A 22,671-nucleotide genomic window follows, 5' to 3' on the forward strand; every position below is an offset into this window, starting at 1 on the left:
AACATAATTCAGTTTATATATAAAATACTTCTGCTTATATATTTATATCATTTTCAATAGATTCTATCTGCTGCCTGCATTCTTGTCTTTCGCTCTTTGTCGAATTTCTTCTTCAAAGATATATTTTATAACTGCTTCTCTATCTTCTTTCAGAACCTCTTTAAATTGCAGGCGATACTCATAGAACCCAACCCGGTTAGTCATTTTTTCGGAGGAAATAATAACTCCTGAGACGTAATCAGCCTTAAGTTTTACTGGTACCCCGAATTGAATCTTCATTTGTACAAAACTACCGATATCATGTAGATTCTCTGAAGTAAGTCTTACACCACCACCACTTAAATCTACGATAATACCATTCTGCCAATCTCTTTTGCATTGCTCCAGTGCTTCAATACAAGCTTCTTTCTCTTCCGGGCTTTTAAACTCATCCTGCTTTAATTTATACCTGAGCGTCAGCTCTGCTTCTGTTACGATATAATACTCTGTATCTAAGACACAAGACAGGCGAAAGTATTTCCTTCTTTGGTGCTTTTCCAGTGCGGATGTAAACTCTATGGTTAGTATGTACACATTATCATCATTTGACCGGTCCGTAACTACCCCTTTACATTCATATAAACCACTGTTTGCAAAAAAACGTAAACTGTATCTGTCACCTACAGACAGAGGCACTATTCTGCCCTTAACAATTGGCATAGTTATAATGGCAGATTTGTAATCCGGAAAATCCAATACCTTACTTTTATAACTGGCTTTCTCGTTTTCTTCATCCCTGTCTAATATTTTTAGTTCAACCTTATCCCCAATGGATACAACATCACTTACCATAGCTTTAACCTCCACTATTTGTTTGTCCTGCGATGAATCAGACTTGTAAATAAATTGGCAAAGCCTCTGCGTTCCTGTTTATTGACCGGAACTCCATTACAGATTGAGGCAGCCAATGCCGATACTGCTTTGGCAGAGGGTGAATTAGGATACAAGATGGAATAAGGTTTCTGCTGCATGACTGCTTTTGAAACATTGGCATCCTGTGGTATTCCTCCCAGATACTCCAGCTTAACTGTTAAAAACTTTTCGACCACCAGATTCATCTTATTATATAAACTGCGGCCTTCTTCCTGTGTATTGATCCGGTTAGAAATCATCTTTATTGATGTCTGTTCCGAATTAAATTCCGGCTTCTTATTCAATACCTTTAATAAGGCATATGCATCTGTTATTGATGTAGGCTCAGGAGTTATTACTAACAGAACTTCTTCACTGGCAATAACAAATTCCAATACACTGCCGGTTATTCCTGCACCTGTGTCTATTATAATTATATCGGCAATTTCATCTAATTCATATAGTTTACGGTTAAGAAAGTCTAGTTGTCCTTTCGTAATATCAGACATTTCCTGTATTCCAGACCCCCCTGATATGAACATCAGATCTTCCGGTCCTTTTGTTATGATTTCCTGAAGTGTCTTATTTCCGTAAATTAAATCTGCCAGATTGTGTTTTGGCCTTATACCAAGCATAACTTCGACATTTGCAAGTCCAAAATCAGCATCCAGTATTACAACCCGCTTACCTAATCGGGTTAATTGAATACCTAAATTAACAGCTAAATTAGATTTACCTACACCGCCTTTTCCGCTTGTGACTGTTATTACCCTGGCTAGTTTATCAGGCAAACTCTGTTTTTTAACAATATTTCGAAGCTGCTCTGCCTGATCCATTACTCAAAACCTCCTAAAAGTTTCTTCGCAGTTTCTTGTGTATCAATCTTACCAATGTCATCGGGTACATTCTGTCCGCAAGTGGCATAGGAAAGCTCAGCATTTGTCAGCATCCTGATATTCAATATATTTCCTACTGATATTGTTTCGTCCAATTTCGTAAAAATTATGCGGTAATTAGTAATCTCAGAGTAATTCTCTGTAATGCGGATTAAATCTTTATATTTAGTAGTAGCACTTAAAACGAGATATATTTCTTTTTCTTCCTCTGTTACTGTACCAAGGAGTCTTTCAACATCATCTCTTTGTTGTCTATTCTTATGTGAGCGTCCTGCTGTATCCACAAGTACAATATCGTAATCAAGAAGCTCTTCTCTGGCACTTATCATCTCTTCTTCCGTATAGATTACTTTCATAGGAATCCCAAGAATATTTGCATAAGTCCTTAACTGATCAACCGCTGCAATACGATAGGTATCGGAGGTTAGCATTGCAACCTTTAACTTTCTGTTTAACTTCAAGTCTGAAGCTATCTTTGCAATGGTCGTTGTTTTACCGACCCCTGTGGGTCCAATAAAAAATATGAATTTACACTTATTTTCCTGCACTTCGATGGTTTTTGGCTGACCAAGCTTTAATATGATTTTCTGATATACATGGGATAATATATTATCAATTGTAATATCTTTTGTAATTTTATTTTCTATTTCCGCTACCAGCTGGGTTACGAATTTTTCATCTACTTCATTTCTTAGCAGCTGGTCATAAACAAGCTGTATACAAGCTTCTCTTTTTTGCTCTTCCGGATCTTTTTGTTTTATTTCTTCTTGTTCTTTTTTCTCGTTCTGTCGTTCCAGCATTTGCTTCTCCAGCAGCTCCTGAAGACTGTTAAGTTTTTTTTCAATAGCAGAAGCATCCTCTGCAAAAGAACTGCCTGCATTGCTTTTTAAGGTTGAATTCTTTTCAACAAGGCTGCTTTCCAAAGAAGTATTTGTAAAAAAAGACGGTTTTATATTAGGGGGAGTATTTTCAGCTTCTTTCTTTCCGCCTGATAATATGCCGGTATCATCCACTGCCGCTGTTATCTCAACGGAAGGTTTACGAAATAGTCTGTACACCCCTTTGGGCGAAACGGTTTTAATATTCATTACGATGGCATCTTTACCCAGCTCATTCTTAGCCAAAAGAATTGCTTCCGTTTCTGTTTCTGCCTGATATTTTTTAATAATCACTATACAGTCACCATCCCTACCGATTGTAATTCAACATTTGATTCTATTTCATTATAGGATATTACTATAAGATCTTTAAAATAATCCTGTGTTAACTTTTTAAAATACATTCTGACAATAGGAGAAGTTATAATAATCGGATTCTTTCCTATGTTCTCCAGCTTTTGAATTTCTTCTTCCACAGAACCCATGATATCTCTGGTTTTTTCGGGATCCAATGTCAGATAAGCTCCCTGTTCTGTTTGTTTTACACTTCCCATAATGTCCTGCTCTACCTTTGGATCCAGCGTAACTACGCTGGTAACTTCAGATGAAGGGAAATATTTATTACTTATTGCTCTTTTAAGGCTCTGACGAACATATTCCGTAAGTACATCTGTATCCCTTGTAGTTGGTGCGTAATCAGCAAGGGTTTCAAAAATCGTTATAAGATCTCTGATAGATATTCCTTCTTTTAATAGATTCTGCAGAACTTTTTGTATCTCACCTACACTAAGCAGCTTTGGTACAAGTTCCTGAACAAGGGTGCCATTTGCTTCCTGAATATTGTTGATAAGATTTTGTACATCCTGTCTGGTCAGCAGCTCGAATATATGGCTTCTGATGACTTCCGTGAGGTGAGTAGCTATGATTGACGGAGGATCTACTACTGTATAACCTAAAGATTCTGCCCTCTCCCTCTGATTTTCGGTTATCCAAATGGCAGGTAAATGGAAGGATGGCTCAAAGGTAGGAATTCCTGTGATTTCTTCTTCAACATAACCTGGATTCATTGCCATATAATGGTCAAAAAGTATTTCACCTTCACTAATTGGGATACCTTTTATTTTTACCAGATATTGATTGGGATTTAACTGAATATTATCTCTTAATCGTATTATCGGAACAACACAGCCCAACTCTAAGGCAATCTGTCTACGTATTAAAACAACTCTGTCGAGAAGGTCACCGCCCTGGTTAACATCTGCCAAAGGAATAATACCATAACCAAATTCCAGTTCAATGGGATCTACCTGTAAGAGATTAACCACATTTTCAGGCCTTCTGATCTCGTCTCCGCTTTCTTCTTCCATAGCAGCGGCACTTTCAATATCTTCCACTTCCATTCTGCCAGCAATGGTCCTTCCACAAATGATGAATACCACACCATAAGCGCAGAAAACCAGATCATTTAAAGGTGTCATGATACCCAGGAATATTAACGCACCACCTACAATATAAAGAACCTTAGGGATAGAGAATAACTGTTTAACCAGGATATCTCCAATATCTGCTTCTTTTGTAGCTTTTGTAACAATAATACCGGTTGAAAGTGAAATAAGAAGAGAAGGTATCTGACTTACAAGTCCTTCACCGATGGTAAGAATTGTATATTTATCGAAGGCCTCTGTCATATCCATTCCGCCTCTGAAGGAGCCGATGGCTAAACCGCCTACAAAATTTATCAATACAATGATAAGACCAACAATGGCATCACCTTTAACGTACTTGGTAGCACCATCCATTGCTCCGAAAAAGCTTGATTCCTGCTGTATCTTTTCACGTCTTTCTTTCGCCTGTATATCATTTATTGCACCAGTATTCAAATCCGCATCAATAGCCATCTGCTTACCGGGCATCGCATCCAGAGTAAATCTCGCTGTTACTTCGGCAACACGCTCAGATCCTTTATTGATGACGATAAACTGAACCAGAATCAGTATAACAAATACTATAATACCGATAATAGCGTCACCGCCTCCTACGAAGTTACCAAAAGTCTGTATTACTCCACCGGCCTCGCCATCTTTCAGTATTAATCTCATGGCAGATACATTTAAGGAAACCCTGAAAATAGTTGTGAATAACAGAATTGTCGGAAATGCAGACATATTTAATACCTCTCTTGAAAATAAGGCATTAAAAAGAACAATCATAGATACAGATATATTAAGTGCCAGTAATATATCCAGTAATAAATGAGGAATAGGTATAATCAAGAATATAATTGCTGCCAGCAAGTAAATACCTACAGCCATGTCTGTCTTTCTCATGGATATTGCCCCCTGAATTTATATAGTATGGCTTATCAGAAATCACTTTTCAAATTTCTGATAAAAGGCAGCGTTTTACTGCCGTACATCCGATTATAGAAACAAAGCTCCTTGTTTCTATCTGACTAAGTATTATTTTTAAGATTATAAACATAAGCAAGTACTTCCGCTGTCATCTGGTATAATTCCGGCGGAATCTCATTACCGATTTCAACATTATAATAAAGCATTCTTGCCAGAGGTTTATTTTCAACGATCTCAATATGATTTTCTCTTGCAACTTCTTTTATTTTCTGAGCCAGGAAATCAGCTCCTTTTGCAACAAGAACCGGTGCTTCGCCGGTATCCTTATCATATTTTATAGCTGTTGCAAAATGTGTTGGATTCGTAATGACAACATCCGCTTCCGGAAGCATCTGCATCATTCTCCTCTGTGATATCTCCCTCATCTTATTTTTAATTTTTCCTTTAATATGAGGATCACCTTCTGATTGCTTATATTCGTCCTTCACTTCTTGCTTGGACATTCTCATTTCTTTTTTAAACTTAAACTTTTGATATATATAATCAGCCATTCCTATTATCAGAAAGACTATACTTATATTCAAACCTAATTTTATTACAATATCTCCAATAAACTCAACAGCCTGGATTAGTTCCATATCGTAAAGCTTTTGTAAATCGCCGCTGTAGTCTATCAGTGTGTTATATGCTATATACATGATAGCTAATATTTTTAATACTTCTTTTAAGGTATCTACCAATTTATCTTTGGAAAATATTTTCTTAAATCCCTTAATAGGGTTAAACTTATCCGGTTTTGGTTTTAATGGCTTCGTAGTTACTTTCCATTTAACCTGAAAAACATTTACAACAATGACTACCATAACTGCAATCACAAATATAGGCAACAAAATGAGTAATATCCGATAAATACTTTCTCTTAAAAGAGCATTTGCTGTTACTATATGGAAATCATCATCCGTTACCTTAACAATATTACCATAGAATTCATAAAAAGCTTCAATAAACTGGTTTCCTATTCTTCCGACAAAAATTCTTAATGTCAGAAATAAAGCAATCAATGCAGAAGCTGTTATTAAATCCGTACTTCTGGCTACCTGACCTTCTTCTCTGGCATCACCTAATTTTTTGGGGGTAGGATCTTCGGTTTTCTCGCCTGGTCCTTCTGCAAAAAACTGCAGATTATAGGCCAATAATCTATTCAATGCAATGCCTCCCTTAACCCACAAAAAATCATTATCTCAATGCATAAATTGCTGCTTTCATCATATCAATCATTTCATTAAAAATAAATCCTGAAACTGTTGGTAAAAACTTTGTCAGCAGAAAAAGTATTAACAGACCTGTCATTATTTTCAATTGGAAACCAATAACAAACATATTCATCTGCGGAGCAACTTTGGCTAAAATTGCAAGGATAGTATTTACAATCAGCATTGCTGCAAAAATAGGAAGAACAATACGAAAACCTATTATAAAATAATTTTTCATAAAATCAACCATTAAAAGATAGAGATTGGGATTTATATCAGCTTGTCCAACAGCAATTATACTGTACGTATCCGTAAAGGCTTTGATAATATACAAATGCATATCAGTAACAAAAAGCATCAGCATGATCGAATAGGAATAAAGATTACTGGTTATAGTGGTCTGCACATTTGCTATTGGGTCAAATATATTAACCATTGAAAAACCTATCTCCATATCCATTAACTGTCCGGCAAAATTAATAATATAATAACTTAAGTTTGCAAAAAATCCGATAATCAAACCAGTAAGAGCTTCCTTTACTATTAGAGCCGCAAAACCATATACCGTGCTGTATTCAATATTAACGTCAATTATCTGGAAAATGATAATTGCTAACATAAAGGAAAATCCTGCTTTTACTCTTCTAGGGACATTTGAAACACTGAAAAAAGGGGCAACGATAATAAATGCCGATATCCTCACAAGAATTAATAAAAATGCATCGAATCCATTAATCGAAAATGTCATACACTTCTAATAAAATACTGCATATTATTCATTAAATCTATAAAGAAATCCCTTGTTTCTGTCATAATCCAACTTCCAAAAAGCATGATTACCAGGAATATTGCTACAAACTTAGGAACAAATGTGAGGGTTTGTTCCTGTATAGAGGTAATAGTCTGTAAAATACTTACTACAAGACCTACAATCAGGGATACCAAAAGCATGGGGGCCGATACTTTAATAATGGTCCAAAGCGCGTCTCTGATAATATCAATTACTATATTTTCATTCATAAAACCACCAGCTTTCTACTAATAAAAGGTCTTTACAAGTGTACCAATAACCAGATTCCATCCATCTGCCAGGATAAACAGCAATATCTTAAAGGGCATGGATATGGTCGTGGGAGGAAGCATCATCATACCCATGGACATAAGCGTTGAGGCCACTACCATATCAATGATAATAAAGGGTATATAGATTAAGAATCCAATGATAAAGGCAGCTCTTAGTTCACTTATAATAAAAGCAGGTATAACAACTGTTATAGGAATCTCATCTAAATTATCAACTGTACCAATTTCCGCAATATCCATAAATAATCTTAAATCCTGTGGTCTGGTATTGCCCTCATCCAACATAAAGTCTCTAAGAGGTTTTATTCCTGCCTCAAAAGCTTCTTCCTGGGTTATATCCCCTGCCGTCAACGGTTTTATCGCATTGTCATTAATATTTGTAAAAACCGGTGACATTATAAAGAAGGTCAGGAATAACGCAAGTCCTATAAGCACCTGATTCGGTGGGGTGGTCTGTGTTCCCAGTGCAGATCTTACAAAGTGCAGTACAATAATAATCCTGGTAAATGAGGTAACCATAATTAAAATCGATGGTGCCAGAGAAATCAGCGTAATCACCAGCATAATCTGAAGTGTGGAGGTCAAACCTCCATTATCTGAGCCAGTATCCAGATTAAATTGAAACGGCCCTATCTGGCCGTTCAAATTATTATCAGTTCCCGTGCTGGTACCTGTATTATTGGTTGTATTTGTATCTGTCGTTCCATCAGTCTGTGCTGCAAGCACAGGAACAGCCATTTTAGTGGTTAATATACCGGTAATGAATAAAATAAAGATAATACATACCAGTCTTTTCAATATCCTTCTATTCCTTGTCTCCATGCATACCAACCTTATTGGTGATGATTCTCATCTGATGTCTCCAGAGAATCCTGGGACGTTGACAAGTCTGTTGCCTTATCACCTGTATTTTCTACTTTCTCGTTTTGTTTCTTAATTGCTTTCAGGATATCCTGAAAGCTGGTATTGGCTTTACTGCTTCTGTCTTTTAGTACAATATCCTCTTCCTTCAGTTCAGTAATCAATTGTATTGTATCTTTACAGACAGCAATTACAAAGTACTTAGATCCTATCTTTATAATCTGCATATATTTATTTTGAGTAACTTTATAAGTATCTATTACTTTAAAATTGCTCTCTGTTAAAGTACCTGCTTTGATTCCGCCTATAAGTTTGGTGGTTACATAAGTAATTACCAAAACAAAAAGGAAAAGAAACGTAACACCTATAAGCTGAAAGACGTTATTAGAATCCGACATCTTAGCCAGAAATATACTCATTAGCCCACGGCCTTCTTAACGGCTTCCAGTACTCTGTCTGCCTGAAAGGGTTTGACTATGAAATCCTTTGCTCCTGACTGTATTGATTCAATAACCATTGCCTGCTGTCCCATTGCAGAGCACATAATAATATTGGCTGACGGATCTTGAGCTTTGATTTTTTTGAGTGCCTGGATTCCATCCATCTCCGGCATGGTTATATCCATCATCACTAAATCCGGTTTTGTTTCATTATATTTTTCAACCGCTTTTGCTCCATTCTCTGCTTCTCCAACGATTGTATAACCATTCTTGCTTAAAATATCCTTAATCATCATTCTCATAAAAGCAGCATCGTCACATATTAAAATACTCTTACCCATTTTTATTCTCCTATCATGTGTGTTTTAAATAATAGATAATATCACTAATAACCCGATAACAAAATCCCTCATACAATAAATATAATATTAACAGGATATAAACAGCTTTTCAAACTGTTTTTATTATTTTATTATCTCTGTCACTCTAATTCCGAAGGATTCTTCTATTACTACAACCTCACCCTTTGCTACGAATTTACCATTTACAAGAACATCAATAGGTTCACCTGCCAGCCTGTTAAGTTCGATAATAGTCCCGGGTGTAAAGTCTAAGATTTCCTTAATTGATTTGTTTGTTCTTCCTAGTTCAACAGTTACTTCCAACGGAACATCCATAATTAAATTTATATTCTCAGGCTGGTTTGTAACCTGTTGAGGTACTGTAAAGGTTTGAAACTGAGCCGGTGCTACATTAACATCCGGTGCAGGATATGGCACCTGGTACATCGGCATCTGCGGATAAGGTATTTGTGCCTGCTGTGTCGGCATAGCTTGATTATTTACAGGCATAGGTTCGGGTTGAGCTTGTTTTACAGGCTGAGGTTCAGGCTCTGGTTTCTGCTCTCCTTTTACAAAGTTACTATAAAGCTCTCTTGCAAGATGAAAAGGGTAGAGCTGCATAAGCTCACTGTCGACCAAGTCTCCTATCTCCATTTTAAAGGAGACTTTAACAAAGGTGTCCTTTAGAAAAGGTGCTATATCAGATCCGTCTATTGACTCATTCAGATCAACTAACGTTGAAATCGGAGGGGTTATATCAACTCTTTTCTCCAACATTGCTGAGATTGATGTAGATGCGGAGCCCATCATCTGATTCATTGCCTCACTGATAGCACTAAGATGCAGTTCAGATAATTGTCCGGTAATATTGGTACCGTCACCGCCCATCATCAAATCCGTAATTATTTTTACATCAGATTCTTTTAAAATAAGAATATTGTTTCCATCCAGCCCATCTTTATAATAAATCTGAATAAAGACGCATGGTCTGTCATAGGATTCCGTTAAATCATTCCAGGTTGCATAAGAAACAACCGGAGTAGTTATTACAACCTTTTGATTAACTAATGATGAAAGGGTGGTTGCTGCTGTTCCCATACTTATATTGGAAATTTCACCAATTGCATCTTTTTCTGCGTCTGACAGCACCTTTGAACCATCATCAGAACCAGCGCTTCCAGTGTCTGTACTCATGCCACTGAGAAGTGCATTTATCTCTTCTTGAGATAACATACCATCCATATTATTACTCCTCCCTGATTATTGATGAAATTCTCACTGCATAAGCATCCGAAGACGCACCTGGCAATGCTTTGAATTTATCCAAATTACCTACATAGATTTCTAATTCATCTTCTACTTTGGTGTTTAACTTAATAATATCTCCTACCTGCAGGCCAAGAAAATCATTTACTGAAATTGTACTTTTTCCAAGTATCGCTTTAATTGGAATTTTTGCTTTGGCAATTGCCAGCTCAATAAGTTCTTTATAGGACTCATCATCTTTAACCTGCATCGTTGAGAACCAATATTTTGTATTCAATTTATCTATAACACTTTCCAGACATGCATAAGGCAGACATACATTCATCATTCCTTCTACATTACCTATCTTAATGTTCATAGTAATGATGGAAGTCATCTCACTGGGTGCGATTATCTGAGCAAACTGAGAATTTGTTTCTATTCTTGTCAGTCTTGGCTCCAGATGCACAACTGTATCCCACGGTTCACTCAGGAGATTTGTGCACAGATTAAATATTCTTTCCATAATGATCAATTCAATCTCTGTGAAATCTCGTGCTTTCTCCAGTGGTACTCCTGTGCCGCCCAACATACGATCTACCATTGCATAACCTAGATTGTCCGCAATTTCTATAATAATATTTCCCTCTAATGGTGAAAAATCCACTATTCCCAATAATACAGGGTTTGAAAGGGCGTTGCTAAACTCAGAATAGGCAACTGCCTCTGAACTTACAACTTCGATCTGGACATTTTTACGAAAATAGGCCGGTAAATTTGTAGAAAGCAATCTCCCATAATGTTCAAATATAATTTCCAATGTCCTAAGATGTTCCTTTGAAAACTTGGAGGGTCTGGCAAAATCATAGTTTTTTACTACTTTTTCGCCACTGCCTTTAAACTCTTCTGCATCCAATTCCCCACTGCTTAATGCTTTAAGCAGGTTGTCAATCTCATTTTGAGACAAGACGTCGCCCATTGCCACTACCTCCCGGGGTGATTACTCAATACCATAATATCACATACTTCTACTAAAATCATCAAATTGTTTACTGTGTAACATATTCAATCGAGACTCCGATTATAAAATCTTCTGACTCGAAGTATTGCTGTAATTCGGCCAAGACACTATTTTTGATTTCTTCTTTTTTCTCCCCGACCTGATCCATTGTATACTTTGAAAATTCATTTTGAAAAAACTCATTTATCTTTGTTTCATTTGTTGAGACCAGTGGCTGTAATCTTTCATAATCTTCTGAGGTTTTATTCAGTGACAGCGAAGCAGTGACCAACGCATAATGTGATACATTATCAGTTCCCCTTTTTAGATTAATGGTAAGATCTTTGCTTAATTTATAGTTCTCGATATCTTCAATACTAATCGATTTGTTATCGGGTGATCCATTGATTTCCAAATCAATCGTAGTTGCTACCTTTGATATCAGCTCATTGGTCCTCATTGTTGTTGGCACTACAGCAAACACAATGACTGCAGTAAGAATCATGTTAAGTATTCCCAAACTTAGGATAATGACCGTTAAGAAGTTCTTTTTCATAATGTCTCCCATCTGCCCTAAGGGCATTTACCTTACGTATTAATTATATTTATTATAAATTTTTATTTCAACACGCCTGTTTTTTGCCCTTCCTTCTTCCGAGGAATTACTGGCAACCGGATCATATTCTCCTCTTCCTGACCAGCTTAAGGTGTCAGGACTTATACCTTTTTCATTTATAAGATAAGTTGCAGCGTTTAAAGCTCTGGCAGAAGACAACCAATTATTATCCGGATATGCATTACTTCTCATAGGTCTATTATCGGTATGTCCTTCTAATTCTATGTGAAAGTTTTTATAACTCTGTAAAACATCACCTAATTTATTAAAAAGTGGAATAGCTTCTTTTTTTATTTCTGCTTTTCCTGAGTCGAATAGAATCGACCCACTTATTGAAATCTTTACATAGTGATAATTGGAATCTTGTATAATCGTAATATCATTATCAATGTCATATTTCTCAGCCAGATTATTTATATCCTCAAACATTTCCATGGTTTGCTCTTTATTTTTCTGCCGTAACTGTTTTTCAACATCAGTAAGCTGTTGATCATTTGAACCTGTTCCAGATGAGTTTTCAGTCTTTGGTATGAAAGAATCATTATTTCCTCCGTCATTTGTTCCATGTGATATGTTATTGCCATCATCATTGTTTATAATGGGCGTATTAATACCAGAAAAAATTCCTATTCCCTTTGACATAGAGTCAGAAATAGCTTGATATTTATCTGAATCAACATTAGAAGCTGCAAATAGCAAAACAAAGAAGCAAAGTAATAGATTCATCAAATCTGCAAAAGTATTTAACCAAGGTGCATCATTTTCATCATTGTCATCCATTCTCTTTCTACTCAACAGCGTCACCCCTCACATCATTTTCTCTATCGTTGCGTAAAGAGGGTTTAATAAAAGATTTCAGTTTTTCTTCTATAATAGTCGGGTTTTCACCAGCTTGAATACTTAGTATTCCTTCTACCATTAATTCTTTTTCCTGAATCTCAACATCATGCAGCAGTTTAAGCTTATTAGCAATAGGAATACCCAGCAAATTCGCTAATACCGAGCCATAAAAAGTTGTAATTAATGCTACTGCCATATCACCGCCAATACTTGATGCATCAGACATGTTCTTTAACATATTTACAAGTCCGATTAAGGTACCGATCATACCCCAGGCTGGTCCCATTGATGCAATTCTTTTCCAAAATGTAATTGTCTCATTGTGTCTTGATTCAATATAACTTAGCTCTGTATCTAATATTTTACGGACAAGTTCAGGGTCAGTACCATCCACAATTAACATAACTCCTCTTTTTAAAAAATCATCACCTAATTTTCCAGCTGATTCCTCCAAAGACAATAAACCTTCTTTTCTTGCGGAGTTAGATAAATCAATAATACGAGCAATAGTTTCATTTACATTGTTTGAGGGGTTCTTAAATATTAAACCAATGGATTTTAACTTAGCCCAATAATTCTGTACGTTTTTCTCCATTGTCAGCAATGTCGTAAAAGTACCACCTATCGTTATAATAATCGATGGTATATCAAAGAAGTTACCTAATGTTCCAAATTGCACACTCATTGTAGTTTGATTAAAAGCAATACCGAAAACTACTAAAAATATTCCGGTCATCAAACCTATAATGGATGATAAATTCAAATCTTTCACCTACCTTATTAGTCTTTTTTCGTGTCATCCAAAGAAAAATATTGGGAAAAAAGTTCTTTCTTGTAATATTTTATAAGATTCGTCACATCTTGTCTACTCTCTTTTACCAGTATTTTTTTCCCATTGTTAAGTGTAATAACCGTTTCCGGTACTTCTTCAATTGTCTCGATTAAGTCGCAGTTCAGTGTGATTTCGACACCGCTTAATTTGGTAACATTAATCATATTATTTTTTCTCCTTCATTCCGGTAAAGCATATATTATCGGGATAAATATCTTAGAGTTTGTATGCCATCGATGTCTTAAGTACAAATGGCAGCAGCCACAAACCACTGCCATTTGTTCATTTACTTTTAACGTTTGAGATTAATCAGCTCCTCTAATAAAGTATCGGAGGTTGTAATAATTCTTGAGTTGGCCTGGAAACCTCTCTGGGTTGTTATCATTTCTGTAAATTCAGATGCCAGGTCTACATTGGACATTTCCAGAACACCGGTGGTAAAGCTGCCGCCGTCACTTGATACATCCTTACCAATTCCATCAAACTTACCTGAGTTCTGTGTCTCAGCAAATAAATTTCCTCCAATCGCTTCAAGACCAGCTGGATTTGAAAAGGATGCAACAGCTATCTGACCTAACAGCCTGTTATCACCATTGTCATAAGTTCCATAGATTTTACCAGCAGAGTCCACACTAAGACCTGTCATATTACCGGCTTTACGTCCTGCACCTTTATTCTCAAGATCACCAGGTGTAAAGTCCAGATTGGTTTTTCCGCTTCCTGCAAACATGGTAATCGTGGAAAAATCTACCGTTATGTTATGGAAGGGGCTTCCTGCTGTGGATGTATCCGTAATTGAAAAATTCAAGCTCTTATTACTGTCTGTGCCAGTACCATTATCTGTACCTGAACCTATGGCGCTGACAAATTCACCAGTGGAGGCATTAAATGTAACTACCGGTAATGCACCAGATGTTTTAAGCTTTCCTGTTGCAGTATCAAGAGTATAGTCAATACCGCCAAAACTTATAGGTTTTACTGATGTCTCTTTATATGGATCTGCAGTAGTACCTGATCCTGTTTTGTAGATACTTTTTCCATTTGAATCCAATACGTCTACAAGCTGTACAGTATATTGATTATCAACATCTGTCACATTTGGAGCTGTACCGGTAGTATTGTGCATCAATTTTATTGTTGCATTATATTTCTGTCCCAAACTATCATAGAAAGATATATTCATTGTTTTTCCAGATCCACCAATAGCAAGCTGTGTATCTTTACTATCAATATTTCCGCTTATTGTTGCTGCACTTGTTGCAATAGGTGTAGAATACAAGTTCTCTGGGGACATAATTTTCAGAGGTGAAACTACATCTGCTACTGTTTTTGTGGGATCATTAGGATCAACCTGCCAGCCCATTACAGTACCACCACTTGTGGTAGCCAGGGTACCATTGGCATCAACCTTAAAATTACCAGCCTTTGTGAAATAATTTGTACCACCTTGATTTACAACAAAGAAAGAATCTCCGTTTATCATAATATCAAAGGGATTGTCTGTTCTTTGTGCTCCACCTGTTTTAGTAGGGGATGAAACAATAGAAGAAACTGTACTTCCTAAACCGATCTGCATGGCATTCTGCCCGGCAGCACCTGTTGACTCATTAGGACCTGTAGCACTTTGAATCGTCTGATAGAATACATCAGAAAAAGATACTTTGCTGGCCTTAAAACCAACGGTATTAACGTTTGCAATATTATTACCGATTACATCCATCTTTGTCTGGTGAACACTCAATCCGGAAATACCGGAATACAATGATCTCATCATAATGAAATGACCTCCTTATTATAATGTGCCTGTCCTCTCTGTCAGTCAAGGACCTTAATGCCTCCCTAAGGTCCGGCATTTACATAATTACGGCACCGTCTATATTAGTAAATATCTTGTCCTCTCCTTCATCAAGTGCGGTTATAACAGTACTGTTCTTTACATTAACAATGAAAGCAATATTATCAACTACTACTAAGGATTCTGAGATTCCTTTTTCCTGTGCTTTCTTTGTACCTGCTGTCAGTTTTTCAAGCTGCTCCTCAGATAAATCGATATTTCTGCTCTGCAGTCTTTCATTTGCATGCTTGGAAAATTTTAAACCGGCATTTTGTTCAACATACTGGCTTTCCAGAATCTTTTGAAAAGATACCTTTGTATCCTGCTGATTTGATTGCTTAACCGGTCTGCCCTTCAGCAGTTGTCCTGTCATCTGCTCGATGGAAGAGTATTTAGTTTGTGATATTTGATTCATATAAGCCTCTTTCTATGCCTACCTCCATGTGGGCATCCTGTAAATAGTTATTGAGTCTTATGTTATATTGGCTCAGGAATCCATTCCTTCCTCCATTTTAATCTTCTGTACCGGTCTTTCCTGTATCATCAGAGCCATCCCCTTCATCTCCGGAACCATCTCCGGTTTCATCAGGCTCTTCTTCTACAGTTCCTTTTACCGTTATCGAAATCTGATTTGACACTACTGTGTAGTTCGCATCATTAAACATAATTGTAGGTTTGTAAGTACCGTTTTCCAGCTTTTCTAAGGCTTCTTTGCTGATTGTTACTTTGGTTCCGTCTAACTTCACATATTTAGAATCAACAACATTATTATTAATGATTACCGCAACATCCGTTGCAACTGTTTTACCGGATCCTAAATTTACTGTAAAGCTGATATCTTCAGGATTCTCTTTATCAAAAGTTGTATCAACTTTTTTCGTGATATAGGGGAGTCCTTTTTCAAACACATAAGTACTGTCAAGAACTGTCGTAACCTGATCAAGAGTATATAAATTACCATCAATAGCAAGTTTTGCAGTTCCATTACTCATAACTACATAATCCACTGTACCGGTTTTTGTGGTAACTTTCCCGGCGGAATCTTTTGTACTGACTTCAACCTCCATACCCACCAGACCAAAAGCCTGATTATTGGTAGTCGTTAGGTTAAGATTTTGCATTTGCTCCAACTGGGAGAAAGTCGCCAACTGCTGAACAAATTGCGTATCCGTACTTGGATTCAAAGGATCCTGATATTTCATCTGAGTAACTAAAAGCTGTAAAAATGCATTTTTATCAAGTGATGAAGTTCCTGTTGTGTTAGTTGTTGTCGATGCACTCGTATCAACAACTTTACCATTTGATACTCCGAGAACGCTCATGCTTCCTCCTTCTTTTACTTATACGGTATAATTAATGCTGCTTGTATTTTCATCCAGACCGTTTATACCTGCGGCTTCTGTCTCATCAGTATCAGCGAACGTATCATTAAGCTGACTGATATCCTTGAACAGCTTATTCTTTTGCTTGCTCTGGTCTTCTTTACCGCTTCCCTCACTAAATTCCTGACTCTTGCGGTCAAAAGCAGAATAGGATACTGTAACTTCTACGTTTTCAACTTTTAAGCCCTGGTTGTTTAAATTTTCTTTAAATACCTGCAGCTGGCTCTCAATAGCTTCTTTTGCTGTTTCAGTTCCAGTCACAAACTTAGCAGTAAGAATTCCGTCTTTTGCCACAACTGTTAAATTGATTCTTCCAAGATTTTCAGGATTTAACTGAAGTTCCATAGAAGTCTGTTCGGGTTTAATATTAATCCGGATAGCTTCTAAAATCTGGCTGGTTATTTCTCTGATTTGCTGAGTTCTGGCCAGCTGATCGTTAAAAGCAACATCTTGTGTAGTCGTATTAACAGCAAGATTTTGAATCATAAGCTCTGAAGCTGATAAATTATGCTCAGCTTTACCATCACCGGATTTTTTACTGCCCTCTGAACTCACAGCGGTTTCTGTATTAATTGATTTAACAACTGTAATATCAAACTCTTCCTGACCTGTAGAATTTTCAGCAGCAGTGTCTGTTTTCATAGTACTATTGACAGTATTCATCTCTGCTGCTTGTTGAGTTAAGAGGGGAAGCTGCTCTTTCGAAATAGAAAATTGTTCTTTGATGGTATCGCAAACCTTTAACAGCTCTTTTAAGTTATTTCCCAACTCTTCATTGGTCAAAAAAGCCATACTATCATCATTGTTGCTTACCTGTAAGAGAAATTGCTTCAGATTATTAACATCCAGCAGATTTAAAGGAGTAAATCCAAGGGCTTCCAGAGCTTTATCCATATCTTCTTCTGAAATACCCAGCTTTTTCTGAATGCTGCTTTTTATTGCATTAAGAATATCTTCAATAGTTGACAGTCCTAAATCCTGAAGATTTAATAACTGTGCTGCATCCGTATTTCCGCTGTCAACTTCAGCTGCTTCATCAAGCTGATTAATACTCTGTGGATCTTCTGTATTTGGAGTAATAGTATTATTGGCTGCTTCATTACCCGATACTTTATTCTCCTGATTTTGTACTTTTTTCTGTGGTTGCTTATTATCTGACAAAGAATCTGAAGATTCTTTTACAGCTGCAGCTTTTTCATCCGGTCCATTACTCTCCAGTTTATCCTTATTGTTTTTCAAGCTTCTGGCAATTACATCATCAAAGGACTTCTGACTGGTTTTTGAAGTATTTTTTACCGGACTTCCGCTGCTTGTACCTGCAAAGATCTGTGTAAAATTTGCTTTAACATTTTGCATCATACTTAGTTCCTCCTTTCTTTATTAATATTTATACTTAAGCAGGTGCAGTCCTGATCTTAATGAGACTGCACAAACCTTAAGCCTAGTTATCACCTGCCAGCTGAGCATCCATATCTATCATTTTCTTGGTAATCTTTGCTGCAGCTGTTGTGTCCATAGCAGCTAGTATGGAAGAGCTTTCTGAAGCTCTCATACTTAATAACATTTGTGCCACTGTCTCTATATCTGCTGTCATAGTTTCTAATATCTGCGCTGCTGCATCTGGCTTCATTTTTCTGTATATCTCAGCCTTTTCTTTAATTGCTTCTGAATACTGCAGCTGCTCTACAACCTGTCTGTAGATTTCTTCCGCATTAGCGGGGTCTATGCTTTCATAATAAGCTTTATACTCTTCTATACTGGGTGCCTGGTCGGCAAATACAACTTTTTCATCAAATTCTTTTACTCTGGCTTCAAAGGCTTCCTGGTCTGCTTCATAAACTTTGAGTTTTTCAATTTCAGCCTGCTGGTCAGTTATCGTCTTATCAGAGGCTTCTTTACTGCCAGTCAAATCCTCGACTTCACCCTCTAATTCTTTAATGCGGTCTATCGCCTCTTCTAAGGAGGTATAAGGGTAATCATTTTCATATGCCATCTGCTCTTCTGTAACCTCAGGAAGAATCTTGTTAACTACAGGTATATCTTTAATTAACGGTCTGAGAACAGAGGAACCAAGTCCATTAACATCTAATTTAACCAAAAGAGCAAATACAACCAGCCATATTAATATTACAGAAAATACAATTAAGGCAACTATTATTCTGCTACCTATACTTCTTTCTTTCTCGGAGCCTTCTGCCCCTTCGTTTTTCTTTGCCATTTCCATTCCTCCTAATTGGTAGGATTATTATATTTAAAGCTTACCAGCTCATCTACTTCTTTTCTTTCCCCGGAAGCAAGTTCCATGAAAAATACTTCTTTTGCATTTTCCTTCAGCTTTTCATGGGTTTTTCTTTCCAGCATTGCAAGATTTAATTTCTGTCTTGCAAGTTCAACCTGCTGTTCTGCTTTTTTTACTGCCAGTTCCTGCAATTTAATGTCTTTCTTTACGGATTCTGCAGCCTCTGTATATTCCCTTAACTTCTTTATATCAAGCTTCTTCATTCTTAACTCTTTATTTCTATCTATATATTCATCTAATAAATTTCTCAAATGAAGCAGCTTTTCTTCCTCTTTCATTAGTTTTCTTCTGGCGTGCCCATATGCAGTTTTCGCCTGATCTTCCATTTTATATTTGATGCCCAGGATATTCTCCATCTTATAAATAAACTTTGCCATTTAAACGACCTTTCCCGGCGAGACCCGAGTACATTAATCTTCAAATAAATTTAGAAGCTCCTCAGTTATCGTGCCAAAATCAAATTTCTCATCAACACCCTGTCTTAAAAAGCTGTTAACCGCTTCTATTTTTGTAATTGCATAATCTATATTTTTATTTGAGCCGTTTTTATAAGCACCTATGTTTATTAAATCTTCTGCTTCTGTATAGGTGGCCAGTACATTCTTTAACTTGCCTGCCGCTTCTTTATGCTCCGAAGTTGCTACTGCAGACATAACACGGGATATACTCTGCAGGACATCAATTGCCGGATAATGGTTCTTATTGGCCATCTTTCTGGTCAGCATAATATGACCGTCAAGAATTCCTCTGGCAGTATCGGTGATTGGTTCGTTGAAATCGTCTCCATCTACCAAAACTGCATATAGGCCTGTAATGGAACCCTTATCTGAGTTCCCTGCCCGTTCTAATAATTTGGGCATTTCCGAGTAAACACTTGGCGGATACCCTCTTGATACAGGCGGTTCACCGGAGGCAAGACCAATTTCACGCTGAGCCATAGAAAATCTTGTAAGGTTGTCCATCATAAAGAGAACATCTTTACCCTGGTCCCTGAAATACTCTGCAATAGCTGTTGCTGTTTTAGCTGCTTTATTTCTTATAAGAGCCGGTTTATCAGAAGTTGCTACCACAACTACTGAGCGCCGCATACCTTCTTCTCCCAGATCTCTTTCCAAAAATTCTCTTACTTCCCTGCCACGCTCGCCGATAAGAGCAATAACATTAATATCTGCTTTTGTATTTCTTGCAAACATCCCCATAAGAGTACTCTTACCAACACCACTACCGGCAAAGATTCCTATTCTTTGTCCCTTTCCGACGGTTATCATACCATCCACGGCTTTTACGCCTAAGGGCAATACCTCATCAATAATCTTTCGCATTAACGGGTCCGGAGGCTGAGCTTCAACAGAATACTCTGCTGTAGCTTTCAGTTCCGACTTATCTATGGTTCTTCCCAAGCCATCCAGTGTCTTGCCCAGCAGATCATCACCTACTGCAACATTTAACGGTCTGCCCGTAGATTCAACAGTGCTGCCGACACCCACACCTTCAATACTATCATAAGGCATAAGCAGGATACGATTTTCACGAAAGCCTACCACCTCTGCCATAATAGTCTGAGATTTATCTGAAGAAACAATGATACAAAGGTCATTTAAATTCGCTTTAGGTCCGATGGATTCGATTGTAAGACCTACAACTTTAACTACTTTCCCTAGTTGCTTCTCATAAGTCCTATCCAACAACATATCATATTTATTTAAGGTAGCTAAACTCATATAACCTCTTTCCCGCATATCATTTTTGCTTATGAAGTCATCAATACTTCCCAGTAATCAGTGGATGCTTTAATAAATATTATAAATTGTCATTTGAAAGTAATATTATATCTTTTCTTAGATTTTCCAGCTGTGTATCAAGGCTGCAATCCACGATACCGGTTTCCATGTCTATAATACACTGGTTCTGAAGGAGGTTCTTGTCAACAGCTATATCCAATTCAATACTGTCGCTTACAATTTCAAGCAATTTGGGTTTAAACGCCAGAACCTCTTCATAATCCTCTTTCGATACCTTTATATGGTAAAATTTACTGTTATCTCCATGTAAAATTGCTCTGTGCAGTAAATGTGTTATTACACCTGTTTTATCTTCAATGGATACACTGGTTACTTTTTCTATTAGCTTTGCCATAAGCCCGGCAAATTCAGGTTCCAATGAAGCTGCCTTTTCTTCATATTCTACAAGAAGTTTACTCTTCAGTTCCTCATATTCCTTCTGCTTTATGAGAGCTTCCTGCATTCCTCTTTGAAGTCCTGCTTCATAACCGTTTCTTTCAGCTTCCTCATATAGTTTCTTACTATAGGCTCTGCTTTCTTCTTCTGCGATTCTGCGAATCAGAGCTGCTTCTTCCTCTGCCTTCGCTATCATATCCTCTAAACGGATCCTTAGTTCTTCTTCACTTAACTTAGGCTCTTCCTCTTCAATTACAGGAGCATCTATACCAGGTACGAAGCCTTCAGCAGTTGCAGCAGTTTCTTCCTTATTAATAAGCTGCACCTGAGGTCTGTTTGCAAAATTGATAATGCGGAATTCTTCACTTCTTTCATTAGAATCCACTACAAACTTATTTTCCCCGGTTAATGCTACATATCTGGATTTAATAAGATTAGACAACTATCTCATCACCTCCACCCCTGGAAATAATAATCTCAGCGGAGTCCTCTAACTTTCTAATAATATTAACAATCTTCTGCTGCGCTTCTTCAACATCTTTCAGACGAACAGGGCCCATAAATTCCATATCCTCTCTGATCATTGCAGCAAGACGTTTTGACAAGTTGTTAAATACAACATTCTGTACTTCTTCGTTGGAAGCCTTTAAAGCAACTGCTAATTCATTATTATCAACCTCACGAAGAACTCTCTGAATCGAACGATCATCCAGGGTAAGGATATCTTCAAATACAAACATCTTTCTCCTGATCTCATCTGCTAATTCTGGTTCTTCAATTTCCAGAGTTTCCATAATGTGTTTCTCTGTACCTCTGTCAACAGTATTTAAGATTGATACGATAGAGTCAACACCACCGACGATGGTGTAATCCTGATTAACAAGTGAGGATAACTTACGTTCCAGTACTCTTTCCACTTCCTTAATAACATCAGGTGATGTTCGGTCCATCTGTGCTATACGTTTTGCAACATCGGCCTGCTTATCAGGAGCAAGTGCCGAGATAATAGCCGACGCCTGACCGGAGGATAAATAAGAAAGGATCAACGCGATAGTCTGAGGATGCTCATCCTGTATAAAGTTAAGCATCTGACTTGCATCTGCTTTTCTGACAAATTCAAAAGGTCTAACCTGCAAGGATGCTGTCAGCTTACCAATAACATCTTTTGCTTTGTCTTCACCAAGTGCTTTTTCCAGCAATTCCTTCGCATACGCAATACCGCCTTCTGCAATATATTGCTGCGCCAGACAGATTTCATAAAATTCATCAAGAACCTGTTCCTTGGTTGAGGGGTTTACACTTCTGGTATTTGCAATTTCCAGTGTTAACTGCTCTATTTCATCTTCTTTTAAATGCTTAAAGATACTTGCTGATTTCTCAGGTCCTAAGGATATAAGGAGAACTGCAGCTTTTTGTACGCCTGATATTTCTAAATTCTTTGACATATTCCCC

Annotated in this window: 25 protein-coding genes; all 25 read right to left on the minus strand. The window is 37.1% G+C overall.

All coding sequences use genetic code 11. The features are described 5' to 3' along the window. Positions 1 to 63: 63 nt before the first annotated feature. Positions 64 to 831, minus strand: a complete 768-nt coding sequence (locus BR73_RS0118100) for a flagellar brake protein (RefSeq protein ID WP_033166693.1) — start codon at positions 829 to 831, stop codon at positions 64 to 66. 14 nt (positions 832 to 845) lie between these two features. Next, a complete protein-coding gene (locus BR73_RS0118105) occupies positions 846 to 1,727 on the minus strand; it encodes a MinD/ParA family protein (protein ID WP_033166694.1) in 882 nt (293 codons plus the stop codon). Then, positions 1,727 to 2,959: a flagellar biosynthesis protein FlhF gene (gene flhF / locus BR73_RS0118110; protein ID WP_033166695.1), complete on the minus strand. Its 1,233-nt coding sequence runs from the start codon at positions 2,957 to 2,959 to the stop codon at positions 1,727 to 1,729. The genes BR73_RS0118105 and flhF overlap by 1 nt, the downstream gene beginning before the upstream one ends. After that, entirely contained in the window at positions 2,959 to 4,992 is a 2,034-nt protein-coding gene (gene flhA, locus BR73_RS0118115; protein ID WP_033166696.1) for a flagellar biosynthesis protein FlhA, read from the minus strand. Before flhA ends, flhF begins: the two co-directional genes overlap by 1 nt. A gap of 125 nt (positions 4,993 to 5,117) precedes the next feature. Further along, positions 5,118 to 6,221: a flagellar biosynthesis protein FlhB gene (gene flhB / locus BR73_RS0118120; RefSeq protein ID WP_347463454.1), complete on the minus strand. Its 1,104-nt coding sequence runs from the start codon at positions 6,219 to 6,221 to the stop codon at positions 5,118 to 5,120. Positions 6,222 to 6,252: 31 nt separating this feature from the next. Next, on the minus strand, positions 6,253 to 7,017 hold the full coding sequence (gene fliR / locus BR73_RS0118125) for a flagellar biosynthetic protein FliR (RefSeq protein WP_033166697.1): 765 nt from the start codon (positions 7,015 to 7,017) through the stop codon (positions 6,253 to 6,255). Then, positions 7,014 to 7,289 carry a flagellar biosynthesis protein FliQ gene (gene fliQ, locus BR73_RS0118130; protein WP_033166698.1) on the minus strand — a complete coding sequence of 92 codons (276 nt, stop codon included), beginning with the start codon at positions 7,287 to 7,289 and terminating at the stop codon, positions 7,014 to 7,016. Before fliQ ends, fliR begins: the two co-directional genes overlap by 4 nt. A gap of 18 nt (positions 7,290 to 7,307) precedes the next feature. Then, entirely contained in the window at positions 7,308 to 8,174 is an 867-nt protein-coding gene (fliP, locus tag BR73_RS0118135; protein ID WP_033166699.1) for a flagellar type III secretion system pore protein FliP, read from the minus strand. 11 nt (positions 8,175 to 8,185) lie between these two features. Further along, positions 8,186 to 8,632 carry a flagellar biosynthetic protein FliO gene (locus tag BR73_RS27590; protein ID WP_051685297.1) on the minus strand — a complete coding sequence of 149 codons (447 nt, stop codon included), beginning with the start codon at positions 8,630 to 8,632 and terminating at the stop codon, positions 8,186 to 8,188. After that, positions 8,632 to 8,994, minus strand: coding sequence for a response regulator (locus tag BR73_RS0118145; RefSeq protein WP_033166700.1), 363 nt, complete (start codon positions 8,992 to 8,994; stop codon positions 8,632 to 8,634). The genes BR73_RS27590 and BR73_RS0118145 overlap by 1 nt, the downstream gene beginning before the upstream one ends. A 123-nt stretch (positions 8,995 to 9,117) precedes the next feature. After that, positions 9,118 to 10,236: a flagellar motor switch phosphatase FliY gene (gene fliY / locus BR73_RS0118150; RefSeq protein ID WP_033166701.1), complete on the minus strand. Its 1,119-nt coding sequence runs from the start codon at positions 10,234 to 10,236 to the stop codon at positions 9,118 to 9,120. A 4-nt stretch (positions 10,237 to 10,240) separates the two neighbouring features. After that, the gene (fliM, locus tag BR73_RS0118155; protein WP_033166702.1) at positions 10,241 to 11,218 is read right to left on the minus strand and encodes a flagellar motor switch protein FliM; all 978 of its coding nucleotides are present in this window, start codon (positions 11,216 to 11,218) and stop codon (positions 10,241 to 10,243) included. 70 nt (positions 11,219 to 11,288) lie between these two features. Continuing rightward, positions 11,289 to 11,795: a flagellar basal body-associated FliL family protein gene (locus BR73_RS0118160; RefSeq protein WP_033166703.1), complete on the minus strand. Its 507-nt coding sequence runs from the start codon at positions 11,793 to 11,795 to the stop codon at positions 11,289 to 11,291. A gap of 39 nt (positions 11,796 to 11,834) precedes the next feature. Then, the gene (locus tag BR73_RS0118165; RefSeq protein WP_033167596.1) at positions 11,835 to 12,635 is read right to left on the minus strand and encodes a flagellar motor protein MotB; all 801 of its coding nucleotides are present in this window, start codon (positions 12,633 to 12,635) and stop codon (positions 11,835 to 11,837) included. Positions 12,636 to 12,642: 7 nt separating this feature from the next. After that, a complete protein-coding gene (locus BR73_RS0118170; protein WP_033167597.1) occupies positions 12,643 to 13,458 on the minus strand; it encodes a motility protein A in 816 nt (271 codons plus the stop codon). 17 nt (positions 13,459 to 13,475) lie between these two features. After that, positions 13,476 to 13,691 carry a flagellar FlbD family protein gene (locus BR73_RS0118175; protein ID WP_033166704.1) on the minus strand — a complete coding sequence of 72 codons (216 nt, stop codon included), beginning with the start codon at positions 13,689 to 13,691 and terminating at the stop codon, positions 13,476 to 13,478. Between the two features lie 128 nt (positions 13,692 to 13,819). Then, positions 13,820 to 15,301: a flagellar hook protein FlgE gene (locus BR73_RS0118180; RefSeq protein WP_033166705.1), complete on the minus strand. Its 1,482-nt coding sequence runs from the start codon at positions 15,299 to 15,301 to the stop codon at positions 13,820 to 13,822. Positions 15,302 to 15,380: 79 nt separating this feature from the next. Further along, complete coding sequence (locus BR73_RS0118185; protein ID WP_033166706.1) at positions 15,381 to 15,776, minus strand: TIGR02530 family flagellar biosynthesis protein; 396 nt, start codon at positions 15,774 to 15,776, stop codon at positions 15,381 to 15,383. 97 nt (positions 15,777 to 15,873) lie between these two features. Next, entirely contained in the window at positions 15,874 to 16,683 is an 810-nt protein-coding gene (locus BR73_RS27595) for a flagellar hook capping FlgD N-terminal domain-containing protein (RefSeq protein WP_051685299.1), read from the minus strand. Between the two features lie 18 nt (positions 16,684 to 16,701). Next, positions 16,702 to 18,102 (minus strand): flagellar hook-length control protein FliK, encoded by a 1,401-nt coding sequence (locus BR73_RS0118195; protein ID WP_033166707.1) that lies wholly within the window; start codon positions 18,100 to 18,102, stop codon positions 16,702 to 16,704. A gap of 82 nt (positions 18,103 to 18,184) precedes the next feature. Further along, entirely contained in the window at positions 18,185 to 18,961 is a 777-nt protein-coding gene (locus BR73_RS0118200; RefSeq protein ID WP_051685300.1) for a hypothetical protein, read from the minus strand. 11 nt (positions 18,962 to 18,972) lie between these two features. Next, positions 18,973 to 19,419: a flagellar export protein FliJ gene (fliJ, locus tag BR73_RS0118205; RefSeq protein WP_033166708.1), complete on the minus strand. Its 447-nt coding sequence runs from the start codon at positions 19,417 to 19,419 to the stop codon at positions 18,973 to 18,975. Between the two features lie 33 nt (positions 19,420 to 19,452). Beyond that, on the minus strand, positions 19,453 to 20,763 hold the full coding sequence (fliI, locus tag BR73_RS0118210; RefSeq protein WP_033166709.1) for a flagellar protein export ATPase FliI: 1,311 nt from the start codon (positions 20,761 to 20,763) through the stop codon (positions 19,453 to 19,455). 79 nt (positions 20,764 to 20,842) lie between these two features. Beyond that, positions 20,843 to 21,661 carry a FliH/SctL family protein gene (locus tag BR73_RS0118215; RefSeq protein WP_033166710.1) on the minus strand — a complete coding sequence of 273 codons (819 nt, stop codon included), beginning with the start codon at positions 21,659 to 21,661 and terminating at the stop codon, positions 20,843 to 20,845. Continuing rightward, positions 21,654 to 22,664 (minus strand): flagellar motor switch protein FliG, encoded by a 1,011-nt coding sequence (gene fliG / locus BR73_RS0118220; protein WP_033166711.1) that lies wholly within the window; start codon positions 22,662 to 22,664, stop codon positions 21,654 to 21,656. The genes BR73_RS0118215 and fliG overlap by 8 nt, the downstream gene beginning before the upstream one ends. Positions 22,665 to 22,671 lie beyond the last annotated feature (7 nt).

The organism is Clostridium sp. KNHs205, from assembly GCF_000702945.1.
In the GTDB taxonomy this organism is placed as follows: Bacteria; Bacillota; Clostridia; order Lachnospirales; family Lachnospiraceae; genus Anaerocolumna.